This is a genomic window from Thermoflexus sp. (assembly GCF_034432235.1).
GTDB lineage: Bacteria > Chloroflexota > Anaerolineae > Thermoflexales > Thermoflexaceae > Thermoflexus.
In genome coordinates, this window is the sequence record NZ_DAOUCJ010000082.1 from 21,456 (window position 1) to 33,661 (window position 12,206).

13 protein-coding genes are annotated in these 12,206 nt (G+C 65.9%); 2 read left to right on the top strand and 11 right to left on the bottom strand.

The genetic code is table 11. The features are described 5' to 3' along the window. Positions 1-2 precede the first annotated feature (2 nt). The gene (locus VAE54_RS10455; RefSeq protein ID WP_322801908.1) at positions 3-497 is read left to right on the top strand and encodes a cupin domain-containing protein; all 495 of its coding nucleotides are present in this window, start codon (positions 3-5) and stop codon (positions 495-497) included. A 142-nt stretch (positions 498-639) separates the two neighbouring features. Here the strand turns inward: VAE54_RS10455 and VAE54_RS10460 are convergent, their stop codons facing one another. The 11 genes from VAE54_RS10460 to VAE54_RS10510 all read right to left on the bottom strand — a co-directional run bounded on the left by VAE54_RS10460 (position 640) and on the right by VAE54_RS10510 (position 10,076). Continuing rightward, positions 640-1,293: a response regulator transcription factor gene (locus tag VAE54_RS10460; protein WP_322801909.1), complete on the bottom strand. Its 654-nt coding sequence runs from the start codon at positions 1,291-1,293 to the stop codon at positions 640-642. After that, on the bottom strand, positions 1,290-2,696 hold the full coding sequence (locus tag VAE54_RS10465) for a sensor histidine kinase (RefSeq protein ID WP_322801910.1): 1,407 nt from the start codon (positions 2,694-2,696) through the stop codon (positions 1,290-1,292). Before VAE54_RS10465 ends, VAE54_RS10460 begins: the two co-directional genes overlap by 4 nt. Before the next feature lie 95 nt (positions 2,697-2,791). Next, positions 2,792-3,517: a MerR family transcriptional regulator gene (locus VAE54_RS10470; RefSeq protein WP_322801911.1), complete on the bottom strand. Its 726-nt coding sequence runs from the start codon at positions 3,515-3,517 to the stop codon at positions 2,792-2,794. 135 nt (positions 3,518-3,652) lie between these two features. Continuing rightward, positions 3,653-5,089: an MDR family MFS transporter gene (locus VAE54_RS10475; RefSeq protein WP_322801912.1), complete on the bottom strand. Its 1,437-nt coding sequence runs from the start codon at positions 5,087-5,089 to the stop codon at positions 3,653-3,655. 5 nt (positions 5,090-5,094) lie between these two features. Then, on the bottom strand, positions 5,095-5,655 hold the full coding sequence (locus tag VAE54_RS10480; protein WP_322801913.1) for a DUF488 domain-containing protein: 561 nt from the start codon (positions 5,653-5,655) through the stop codon (positions 5,095-5,097). 342 nt (positions 5,656-5,997) lie between these two features. After that, complete coding sequence (locus VAE54_RS10485) at positions 5,998-6,435, bottom strand: DoxX family protein (RefSeq protein WP_322801914.1); 438 nt, start codon at positions 6,433-6,435, stop codon at positions 5,998-6,000. A 64-nt stretch (positions 6,436-6,499) separates the two neighbouring features. After that, entirely contained in the window at positions 6,500-6,889 is a 390-nt protein-coding gene (locus VAE54_RS10490) for a hypothetical protein (RefSeq protein WP_322801915.1), read from the bottom strand. 106 nt (positions 6,890-6,995) lie between these two features. Next, the gene (locus VAE54_RS10495; RefSeq protein WP_322801916.1) at positions 6,996-7,397 is read right to left on the bottom strand and encodes a DoxX family membrane protein; all 402 of its coding nucleotides are present in this window, start codon (positions 7,395-7,397) and stop codon (positions 6,996-6,998) included. A 216-nt stretch (positions 7,398-7,613) separates the two neighbouring features. Continuing rightward, the gene (locus tag VAE54_RS10500; protein ID WP_322801917.1) at positions 7,614-8,558 is read right to left on the bottom strand and encodes a VOC family protein; all 945 of its coding nucleotides are present in this window, start codon (positions 8,556-8,558) and stop codon (positions 7,614-7,616) included. Continuing rightward, positions 8,555-9,067, bottom strand: a complete 513-nt coding sequence (locus VAE54_RS10505; RefSeq protein WP_322801918.1) for a luciferase family protein — start codon at positions 9,065-9,067, stop codon at positions 8,555-8,557. The genes VAE54_RS10500 and VAE54_RS10505 overlap by 4 nt, the downstream gene beginning before the upstream one ends. A 55-nt stretch (positions 9,068-9,122) precedes the next feature. After that, positions 9,123-10,076 carry a ring-cleaving dioxygenase gene (locus VAE54_RS10510; RefSeq protein ID WP_322801919.1) on the bottom strand — a complete coding sequence of 318 codons (954 nt, stop codon included), beginning with the start codon at positions 10,074-10,076 and terminating at the stop codon, positions 9,123-9,125. 366 nt (positions 10,077-10,442) lie between these two features. Between VAE54_RS10510 and VAE54_RS10515 the strand changes: the two genes are divergently transcribed. Next, entirely contained in the window at positions 10,443-11,885 is a 1,443-nt protein-coding gene (locus VAE54_RS10515) for a serine hydrolase (RefSeq protein WP_322801920.1), read from the top strand. Positions 11,886-12,206 lie beyond the last annotated feature (321 nt).

The window sequence follows — 12,206 nt, forward strand, 5'->3', positions numbered from 1 at the left end:
CAATGAGCGATCCCGCGGTTCGAGAGCTGCTGGGAACCGGCCGCCGGATCCCCTTTCATCCAGAGCGATTCCGATGGGAGGGAATTGAGCCGCAGGCCTATAAATTCAACCTCGGAGAGGAACGAGGGTTCGGCTGGCGGGGGGTGACCCGGTTCATTATCGGTGGCCCTCCCGAGGCTCCATGTCGATTCCAGCTTCGATACTTTGAGCTGGCTCCGGGGGGCTACTCCAGTCTGGAGAAACATCAGCATATCCACTTCATCATCGTCATCCGGGGTCGAGGCAAGGCCCTGGTGGGCCCCGAGGTGTTCGAGGTGACCCCCTTCGATGTGGTCTACGTGCCCCCTGAGGTGCCTCATCGCTGGATCAACGATAGCGACGAGCCCTTCGGCTTCCTGTGCCCGGTGGACGCGGAGCGAGATCCGCCGCGGCCGGTGGATGAGGACGAGTGGCGGGCGCTGAAGCGGAATCCGATCACCGCTCCTTATGTGTTCTGATCAGAATCCAGCGATCCGACCCCTCTCCCTACCCGAGGCCTGGAGCACGCTCCGCTTTGGGGCCGCGGGGGCGCTGAAGGCGCCCCCGCGGCCCCCGAAAGTCCCCCGGAAGATCGGAAGACGCCAGCGGCACCACCCTGGCTTAAATGAAATCGTGAATGCGGTGCTTGAGGGCGTAAGCCGCCGCCTCCACCCGGTTGGAGACGCCCAGCTTATCCAGGATGATGCTGACATAGTTCCGCACGGTCTTCTCGGTCAGAAAAAGCTCCTCTGCGATCTCTTTGTTGGTCTTGCCCTCTGCGATGCGGGCCAGGATCAATCGTTCCCGCGGCGTGAGATCTTTGAAGGCATCCGCCTGAGCCGCCCGCGCCCGCTGCCGGAATTGCTCCAGCACCTTACGGGTGACCGCAGGATCCAGGATGGCCTCGCCTCGAGCCAGAGCTTCCAGAGCCTCCATGAGCTCCCGGCTCCCCGCCCGCTTCAAAACATATCCAGAGGCCCCCGCCTCGATCGCCCGCACAATGAACTCTTCATCCGGATAGGCCGTCAGGATGAGAACCCGAACACCGGGGAATCGCTCCGTGATCTCTCGGCAAACCTCCAGGCCATCCCGATCCGGAAGGCGAACATCGAGGATCACCAGGTCAGGACGCAGGCGCTCCACCAGCACGAGAGCCTGCGCCCCGTTCTCCGCCTCCCCCACCAGCTCGAAATCCGGCCGGCTCTGCAGCAGCAATCGCAACCCCAGCCGGACGACCTCATGATCATCCACCACCAGGAGCCGCAGCCGCCTCATCCTTTGCGCTCCACCGGCAACTCCAGCCATACCGTCGTTCCCTCTCCCGGCTGACTCTCAATACGCAGGACCCCTCCCAGCAGCCGCGCGCGCTCCTGCATGGTCCGCAAGCCCATCCCCACTGGATGATCCGGGCGCATTCCCACCCCTTCATCACGAACCCCGATCCGCAGGCGGCCATCTTCCATCCGGGCCTCCAGGAGCGCCCGACGGACGCGCGCGTGACGGATCACGTTGCTGAACGCCTCGGTCAGGATAGCCGCCAGATGAGCCGCCTGCTCGGGCTCCAGGGTCAGATCCGGAACCTCAATCCGCGCCTCGATATCGATGAGGCTCCGGAAGCGGGGATCCCGAATGATCTCCTCCAGCAATGAGCGCAGATGCCCGGGCCGGGAGATGCCCTGCAAGGTCAAAATGTAAAGCCGGATGTCTTCGATCGCTCGGTTCAGAGAGATCAGGATTCGATCCAGAACCTCGCTCATCGGCGCACTGGAGGTGCACTGTTCGCGCAGGACCTCCGCGAGCAGCCCAGCAGCATAAATTTGCTGGAGAACACGGTCATGGAGGTCCCGCCCGATCCGCTCCCGCTCCAGGGCGAGGATATTCGCCCGCTCCATCTCCTCCAGCCGGCGATCGATTTCCACCTGGAAAACTTCTATGGAACGGAGGAGGGCGATCAGCAGGATCAGGCCCAGAATGGAACGCCAGACCGGCATCGGGACTCCCACAGCCTGGAACACCACGTCCTCATTGAGCAGATTCCCCGGGAAAAAGGGCACGGCGGGCCCCAGGAGCCCCCCCGCGATCCCATATCCTGCCATCGCCAGCCCGGCGATCCGGAGGGTTCGGAAGATATCCGGCAGATCCAGCGGGGCAATATGGCGATGAGCGTGGACCCGAAGGCCATAAGCGGCCAGCAACCCGCCCGGGAGCCCCAGGCTATAGCGTGCCATGGCGGAAGCAGCAGCATGCCAATCCGTGATCTCCGGGATCAACGCGAGGCCGATGTAGAAGGGGCCTAACAACCACACCAGGAACACCCCTGCAGGAAGCCAGAAGGCCCAACGCCATGGGGAAGGCAGAGGGCTAAGCGTCGCGACCCCGAACTGGAACAAGCAAAGGAAGGAGAGCGCCAGGAGAAACACCTGGGCGATGTGCAGCAGCTTGATCAGAAAGGCGGGCAGGTAGGTCGCCTGGATGGGAATAAACACATCGCCCCACTCATGGAGACCGTGCAGGAGCCCGAAAAGCACCAACCAGGGGAGCGCCTGCGCCAGCCGCAGCCGGCTGTGGCGCAGGCTTTGAACAGCCAGGATCACCCCCATCGTAAAGAAGACCTGGCCATAAATGGAATACAGGATGACCCGATTGGTCATAAAAAAGGTCTGCAAGGCCTCGCGCACCTCATCCTCCCTTGGATCTTTGAAGAGAGGCAGATCGCCTTTCCCCGTGACCCTTCGGGCCGTGAGGAGGGGGAGAAAAAGTCCAGGTCGCAACCTTACGCGGAGCGAGCCCTTCGACGCAGCCAGCGCCGCATCAACGCGCGGCGCACATACTTGCGGTAAAGCAGGCCGATCAGCGTCTGGATCCGATGATGAAGCTCCCGGAAGCGCCCGATACGCTCGGCATCGGTGTCCAGATCCCCCACCAGCGGAGCGTAAAGCGATATATCATGGCGGACCTGGGCGCGAACCAGCTTCACATAGAAAGCCAGGTTCTGACACGTGATCCCCATGGCCTCGAGGTCCCGCACTACCCGCATCAGCGCCACATCCTCCAGATTGTAGCGCCGTTCTTCACCCGAGCTCCCATCCGGCAGAAGGCCCAGGGCCTCCATCCGGCGGAGTTGCTCCATGGAGATCCCCGCCCGTCGAGCGGCTTGCTCGGCCGTCAGCGCAGCAAACTTCCCCCCCTCGGATTCCTGCAGTACCTGCAGCAGCGCCTCCACCGCACCCAGGTTCAGCGCCGGGTCCTCTTCCAGACGGTCCAGCAACGCCCGCACCACGGGAAGGGGAAGCCGATGGCGCGCCCGCAGGCTCAGGATCAGAGCCAGCCGCTCCACATCCATCGGGCAATACAGGCGATGCCCTCCCTGGGTGCGCCGGGGACGGATCAGACCGGCTTTCTCCCAGTAACGCAGCTTGCTCGGCGTTACATCCGGGAAACGCTCTTGCAGGTGATGAACCACTTCACCAATCGTCCACAATCGCTCTTCCCGCTCCATTTTGGATCCTCGCCAGGATTCGGATAACCCGGGAGGCCGACGCTCTGTCCCAGGGTAACGATCTGCCTCCCCGCTTCCCGCGGAGGGAAGGCGCCCCCTGCAGCCCCAGAGCCTCAGAAGGAACCGGGCGACGCGTTACTTCTCGATCTCCACCACCAGCTCCGGCTCTCCCAGAGGCCCAGCGGTCCGTTCTGGAAGATCCGGCACGCTCAGGCCGATCGCCAGCAGCCCCACCGATAGCCCCAGGGCCAGGGCCGGGATTTTCCAGAAGGCCGTTAAGAGCGCTTCTCCGCCCGCCGTGAGGGCGGAGCCCAGCACCGCCCCCATCGCCGCTGCCCCCATCGACCCGCCGATGTTGCGGGCGAACAGCAACATGCCGGTGACGATCCCGAGGACTTCCCGCGGAGCCTCCTCTTGAGCGCAGACCAGAAGGGCGAGCATCATCACGCCCATCCCGGCACCCACGACCAGGCCCGCGAGGCCCAGAAGCGGCAGGGGCGCCTGTCGCGCCATCGCCCACACCCCAAACCCGGCCGCCATCGCTACCGGCCCCCAGCGGGCCAGCGGCCGGGGCCCCCAGCGGGGCAACCACCGGGCAGTCAGCATGCTGCTGACCGTCCAGCCCACGGTCATCGGGGATAGCAATAACCCGCTGATCGTCGCGCTCTGCCCTCGCGCGCTCTGAGCGAAGAGCGGAATAAAAGCCGTCATCCCGAAGAACGCCATCCCCCCGAGGAGGTTCCCCAGGAAGCCCCGGAAGGCGAACGGCCGGCGCAGATCAGGAAAGGGAATCAAAGGAAGGGCCTGGTGTCGTTCGAAGATCACGAAGCCGATGATGGCCAGAGCAGCCAGGATCAGGGCAGGCGGGAATTCCAGCTCCAGGCCGTAGATCAGGGCTCCAGCCCCCAGGGCGAACAACGCCGCGCCCCCCAGATCCACCTGCGCCCTCGACTTCCGTCGAGTCTCTGGAATCCCCCGGCCCACCAGCGACATCGCCGCGAGCCCGAAGGGCAGGTTCAAATAGAAAACCCAGCGCCACGAGAAATGATCGACAATCAACCCGCCGACCAGAGGCCCCACCAGGGCGGAGAACCCCCACACCCCGCTGATCCAGCCCTGCACCCGCGCCCGATCCCGCAACGGATAGAGCTCCCCCACTAGCGTGAAGGTCAGCGTTTGCAGGCCTCCGCCGCCCAACCCCTGAAGCGCGCGCGCCCCGATCAGCATCCCCATCGATCGCGCCGCCCCGCTGAGGGCGGAGCCCAGCAGAAAGATGCTCACCGCCGTCAGATACAGACGTCGCCGGCCATATAGATCCGAGGCCCGGCCCCAGATCGGCCCGGAGACCGTGGCCAGCAGCAGATACAGGGCGAAGGGCAGGCTGTAGAGCGAAACTCCTCCCAGCTCCTGAATCACCCGCGGCATGGCGGTGGCCACTACAGTGGCCTCCAGAGCTGCCAGGAACAGCCCCATGATCAGGCCGGCCGTGACCCGCAGGCGATGGGGAGGGCCTTCTGTCTCAACGATGGAAGCTCGCTCCGCTTTCCCGAAATCCCTCGCTCGCGATGACATTTCCGTCAATCCCCCGAGAACAGATCCCCCTGCACCCCCCAGGGCACGGGAGATCCATCGTAGATCAGCCGCCCTTCCTCCAGGCGCGCCCACGGGGGAAGCTGATGCGGGACCTGGCGGTCCCGATCCAGGATATGCTCCACGCGGATCCCCCGCACCGTCAGCGCGTCAGCGATGAGCCGCCGGTGGCAGCGCCAGGGAAATCGCTCGGCACACATCAGCGCAACCCGCGAGCGCCGGGCCTCCTCGATCACCCGCTCCAGCCCGCGCCGGAAGTCCTCGCTCTCCATATGATCGGCATACGCGCGGAACCCCGGCGTCCGCCAGGCGATGTGGGGGGAATCCGGGCGCGGGGCACGCCGCCCGCCCAGCTCCGGCAGATGGAGGTAGCCGATCCCGGCGGCGGCCAGGGCCGCGGCGAGGGCCGGCTTGCAGAAATGAAGATGCCGCCGGGAGGAGGGGAACCGCCGCACATCGATCACCCGCTCCACCCGATGCATTCGAAGGAGCCCCAGGAACTCCTCCAGCCCCCGGTTCGAATGCCCCAGCGTCCAGATCGTGAGCACGCGCCTTGCCTCCACGGGGCGAAGCGCCCACGCCGATTGTGGCCAAGGCCCGCTGGGCTGTCAACTCTGGGCCGGAGGATGGGTTCGAACCGGCCAACGACCCTGGGAGAGAGCTGGACAACGCCCTTGCAAATCAAGCGAGCCCGGGGTTATCGGGCCTGCGCCCCGATGATCGCCCGCTCGTCCAGATCCACGCCAGGGAAGTCCACCACCCTGTCGGAGGCCAGGAGCTCCCCCGCCTCCTCCGCCACCCCCCATCCGATGTCCAGCAGGCGGATCCCCCCGGGGGTGGGAGCCAGCGGCCGAAGCGATCCTCCGTCATCGCCCGCCCGCTTCGCCGCTTTATAACCCGATAAGCGGATCCACGGCGATCGAGCCAGCCCCCAGGAACAGCAGGGCCAGGGATCCGGCCAGCAGAGCGAAATCGAACTCCCAGCCGGTGGTCTGCTGGGCCATGAAGGGCACTTTCATAAAGCCGCGCTTGGCGACAAAGGCGGCCACGGCCATGTCAATCGCAAAGCCCAGCGCCATAATCCGCGTCCCCAGCCCGAGAATGAGCAGCACCGCGCCCACGGTCTCCAGTAGGGCGACCACCCAGGCGAAGAAACCCGGCAGGGGGATCCCCATCTGCTTCAGGAAGCCAGCGAAGCCCGCGGTTCCCTTCATCGGAGAGTTGGGATTGAGCTTGGGCCAGCCATGGACCAGAAAAATGAGCCCCATGGCCACGCGCAGGATCAGCAAACCGATATCGCGATAAGGCATGAAGAGACTTTCCAGCATGGCTCCCTCCTTTCCTGTGCGGATGTTTCCCGGGCAGGGCCGTTTCCCCAACCCGGAGGGCGCTTTAACCGCACTGCCCAGTGGCGAGATCGCACGCCGGGCCCTCTTCCTCCCGCCGGAGGACTTCAGGATCCGGGATAAAGGATCGCGCCCACAGGGAAGGGAGATCCGCGATCCGACGCCACCCCTCTCCCTGCGACACCCGCTCCACCCGGAGCGCCTCGAAGTAATGATCCAGCACGGCGGCGCGCTCCATGGCCAGGGGCGGGGAACAGTAATCCTCCTCCTCCCACACCGCCTCACCCGTCTCAGGATCCCAGCGGGCGTTCTCCAGGGAGGCCGTCAGCGCCAGGCCGAACGGCCGCAGCGTCCGGAACTCCCCCCGCTCCAGCCGGGCCCGCAACGCCGCCGCCCGCTCCATTCGCAACCGCGCGCGCACCAGGTAAAAGGCCATGGCTCCCTCCCGCCAGATCGGTTCCGGTATCCCTCCGGAAAAGCCGGAGAGAAGAGATCAGCGAAGGGCGCGCGGTTCTGATGCGCGCCCTTCGCCCTTCAACACCTCACGGCCACAACTGCGGGATGAAACTGAACGGCCAGCGCTCGATCATCAGGAACATCAGCCCCGAGCCCATCAGGGCCAGATTCTTGGTGAAGTTCACCATCTCGATCATCCTCTGCTGCTGGTCCTGCACCGCCCAGAAGTTGTGCATCTTGAAGGTCACGGGCAGGAAGAACAGGACCAGGCTGAGCACCCCGATGCCCGGATAGATGCCGAGCAGGAGGCTCAGGCCGCCGATCAGCAACAGGAGCCCGGAGACGATGACGGCCCATCGGGGAGCGGGCACCCCCTTATACCGGGCATACTGGGTCAACTGCTCCGTCCCCATGATCAGATGGTTGGCCGCGTTGAACAGATAATAGACCCCGACGATGATCCGACCGATGAGGAACAGGACCTCCATGGTGAACCTCCGTGAGAACCGGGATGATCAGAGAGGCAAACCCCGGGTGTTCGCCCGGGGGAAGCCCAGGGCGGGATCGTCCCGGACTTCCCTCGGGCGGGATCCGCCTTCGCGGACCCACCGGAACCTCCTCCTGCGCCCCGCAAGGGACGCCCCGTTCGCGAAGCCATGAGGGGCCTGCGCCGCCTGGGCCCTCCAGCTCCCGGATGCCTGCCCTCACGGGCCTCCACTTCGGGACGAAGCAAAACCGCTGCGACCGGCGCGTTCCCCACCGCCGGATCCTTCCAGGACGAAACGGTCCTCTATCGTGACCTGCACGGCGTTGCCGGATGGATCCTGCAGGAAGAGGACGCCGGGACCTTCTCGAACCGAGAGGCCCGCGGCGATCGCCCGCTCCCGGATCCCCGCCCAGGCCGCTTCCTCCGGGACCACCAGGGCGAAGGCGCGGAGCCCGACCGCCTCCGGAGGCGGCGGGGGTGCACCTCGACCGGCCCAAATGTTCGTCCCCACGTGATGGTGATAACCCCCGGCGGCGAAAAACCGCGCCCCGGGATAGTCCCGTTGCGTCACCGCCAGGCCCAGGATCCCGCTGTAAAACGCCTCCGCCTCATCCAGGTCCGCCACATGCAAATGGATGTGACCGATATCCGTCCCGACCGGAAGCCCTTCCCAGGGCTCAGAGGTCGCCTCCCGAAGCAGGTCCTCCACATCCAGAGGCGCCGTGACCATCGCCAGGCGTCCGCCGCGCCAGGGCCACTGCTCCCGCGGCCGATCCCGATAGAGCTCCAGGCCGTTCCCATCCGGATCCGGAAGATAGAGGGCTTCGCTCACGCCGTGATCCGAGAAGCCCTGGAACGGCCACTCGTGCTCCAGCAGCCGGCGGAACACCCGGGCCAGATCCCGCCGGGTCGGCAGCCGGATCGCCACGTGATATAACCCGGTCGTCCGCGGCGGCTTCGGCCGCGCGTCCCGGCGCTCCGTCAGCGCCAGCAACGGGGATCGCGATCCCGGAGCGGAGAGGAGCACGGTGGCTCCCTCCCGCCCGACCTCCTGGAACCCCAGAAGGTCCCGGTAGAAGGCCAGGGACCGCCCCAGATCCCGGATCTGAAGGTGAACCCCACCGATATGGGTGTTCTCGGGTAACCCGATGCGCTCCCTCATTTGTTTCGGTCTCCTTTCTGGGCCTGGACCGGCTCCATCCATTCGCCACACGCGAAGGCGTAGCTGGCCTGGAGGATCCGCCATACCACCTCCAGCTCCGCCTCATCCCGCGGCCCATACACCATCCCATAGGTGGGGGGCAACACCCCCTGGGCAACCAGGGGGTGGAATTCCCCCCATCCGCGCTCCACCACCCGTTCCGCCAGCTCGGGCGGCAGCGATAGATGCAGGCTTCCATCGTAAGGGGGATGGAGATGGGCGAACTCATAACCGAACACGAAAGCCTCCGCCGGGCCCCGCGCTCGCTCCGGGTCCAGGTCAAACGCCCGGGCTCCGGGCACCGAGATCCGGCTGGGGGCCACCCGGACGCCCGGCAGGGCCCGCGCCCGTTCGAACAGCGCCTCCTGCAGCGCCCGAGGGGCGTTCTGGGTGAGCTGCTGGTGGGGCATCGAGCGGCGTGTCAACGGCCGCTCCCCCGTGCGCGCCGGAAGATCCTCCAGGCGATCCATCGCTCCGCCTCCCCTTTCTCAGCTTGCCCTCTGGTCCATCCGTGGGCCGTTGGCTTTAAGAGACCTCCAGAGGCGGCAGCGCCCGCTCGATCTCGCCCCGCTGGGGCTCCAGCCAGTCCGGCAACATCAAGCCCGTCCCCAGACGTTCCGGCGGCTCATCCACCGTGAACCCGGGCGGATCCGTGGCGATCTCGAAGAGCACCCCGCCGGGCTCCCGGAAATAGATCGAGCGGAAATACTTCCGGTCCATCACCGGGGTGACATAAAGCCCCCACGCCTGCAAATGGGTCCGCCAGGCGCCCTGCTCCGCCTCGCTGGCAACCCGCCAGGCCACGTGATGCACCGTCCCCACCGCCCCACGGCCCCGGGAGGCCCGGGGATCCATCCGGAGATCCATCCATGCCCCTGGACCCCCTGGGCCGACCTGCAGACGAATCCGATCTCCTTCCTCCCGCTCCACCCGGAACCCCATTCCCTCGATCAGGAAACGAAGCGTGGGTTCGGCGACCGCCTCCAGAAGGGCCACCGCATGAAGGCCGCGGATCGCATCATCCGGCGGAACCGGCCCATCCGGCCAGCCCGAACGTTCCTCCGCCCGGGGATGGGCGACCAGCTCCAGGGCCAGGCCATCCGGATCCCGGAACCCCAGGACCACCTCCTCCTCTTCAAAACGGGGGGCGATGCGCTCCACGGCGACTCCATGGGCCTGCAACCGCTCCTGCCAGTAACCGATAGCGGCCTCCGGGATCGTGAAGGCGATCGCGACAACCTGCCCCGCACCGACCTGCCCCGGGCGCGCCCCGGGCCACGGAAAGAACGTCACCAAGGTCCCCGGCCGGCCCAGGGCATCCCCGTAATACAGGTGGTAAGTTCCCGGATCATCGAAATTCACGGTGCGCTTGACCAGCCGTAACCCCAGGACCTCCCGGTAGAACCGCAGGTTCCCCCGCGGATCCCCCGCGATGGCCGTCACGTGGTGCAATCCCCCGATCTCCGGGATCCCTCCCATCCAGTGACTCCTAAACCTAAATCTAAAGTTAAGTTTAATTCATGAACCCATGATATGCGACGCCGCCCGGACTGTCAAGATTTGGGAGAGGGGCCCAGAGCGGTTCACGCGCCGCGGGGTTCTCTCCTCAGCGGGCTGGGCCCCGTATCCTTCAGGGGGATATCCAGCGGCGCCGTGCGGGCCGATGGTTGACGCTGTCCTGCCTTCGAGCCGGCGGGCATCTGCTCCAGAGAAGGGGGAGGATCCGCAGATATAATAGGGAGGATCAAAGGGGCTCTCGCTTCATTTGTGCTTCCACTTCCTCATGCCCCTCCATGGTGCGGAAGGAAGCGATCATCCGAGACGGTGGATGAGGAGGCTGACGTGATGCTACGTTCACTGAACCGCTGGCTGAGCTGGGGAACGGCGGGCCTGCTGGTGGGGTTTCTGATCTGGCAGTTCGCCCTTTTCCAGCAGGAGCTTCAGCGGATCCCCCGCACCTGGACGGTGGCCGGGCTGGCCGTGGGCGGCCGTTCGGTGGAAGAAGCGCTGGACGCCGTGGAACAGGCCCTGAAGACTCCCCTACAGGTTCACTACCGCGATCAGATCCTGATGCTGGATCCCGCCGATCTCGAAGTGCGACTGGATCGGGAGGCCAGCCGGAAGCTCCTGCGGGAGGCTCTAACGGAACGCCAGCGCCCGGTGGCCTTCCTGCAGTTTCTGTTCCGTCAGCCTCCAGCCCCACGGGATCTCCCCATCGCCATCCAGGTCTCCCCGGAACGGATCCGTCTCTGGTTGCTGGAGGTCGCCCGACGGTATGACGAGCCGCCGGTGGAGCCCCAGCCGGATCTCGAGCGTTTTACGTTCCTCCCGGGCCGGCCGGGCCACGTGCTGAACATCAGCCTCTCCGCCGAACGGCTCCAGGCGGCGCTGGCCCAGGCGATCCCCCGGGAGGTAACGCTGGTGGTGGACGAAAAGCCCGCGCCCGCCCTCTCCATAACCGCCCTGGGGCGGTTCTTCGAGGCCTATCTGCAATCCTTCGATGGAACGGCTGGGATCTTTGTGAAGGATCTGCGAAGCGGGCAGACCTGGATGCATAACGGGGATCTGGCGTTCTCCGGCGTCGGAGTCATGCGCCTGCCTGTGGCCCTTGCCGTCGCCCGGAGCCGGGACTTAGCCCATGATGAGGCCCGCCGCGCCCGGGTGTTCCAGATGTTGACGGATGAAACGGCCCTCACCACCCTTCAAGAGCTCATCACCGATCTGGGCGAGGGCGATCCGGCAAAAGGAGCGGAGCAGGTCACGGCGCTCCTTCGGGAGCTGGGGCTGACGAACTCCTTCCTCGCATGGCCCTTCGATCGACCCGGCGCCCCGCCGGCCGTGGTCACTCCCGCCAACCGTCGTTCGGATCTCCCTACCCGTCCGGATCCTCAGCAGCAGACCACGCCGGAGGATATGGGAGTGCTCCTGGAGATGCTTTACCAGTGCGCGCGCAACGGTGGGCCTTTGCTGCTGGCTTTCGAAGGGGCGATAGAGCCGGCCGAGTGCCAGTTGATCATGGAGGCGATGGCGCAAAACCGTCTGATCGACGCGCAAGGCCGGCCGACGCTCTTGGCCGCAGGTCTCCCCGCCGGCCTCACCTTCGCCCACCGTCCGGGATGGACCAACGAAACGCGCGCGGACGCTGGGATCGTCATGGCCGGCCAGTCCGATTACGTGCTGGTGGTTTTCCTGCATCGCCCCCTGTTGATGGAGTGGGGAGAAGCCGTTCGCATGATGCGAGATATATCGCGAATGACCGCCCAGTTCTTCCTGGGATCGCCCAGGTAACACGTCGGGTTCCGGTTCAGAGCGGGGCGGGCGGCTTCACTGCCCGTCCCACTTCCCCCCCACCCTGCCAGCGAACAGGGAACATCATCAGCCGTTCTGTGGCTCGTCGTCATTTATTTCACCCCACGGGGCGAAATCCATGACCGGTCACTTCCGGCTTCCTCGACCCGTGGCGCGTCGACCGGGCTTTTGCCCGTTCTGCCGCCAGAGGGATCGGGGGCACCCCAGCCGGTCTTCGACCGGCTGGGGACCCCGCGACCGGCGTCACCTCCCGGGGAACTCCCGGTCGGGCCGTTGAGGGCGGCCAACCCATAAAGCCGC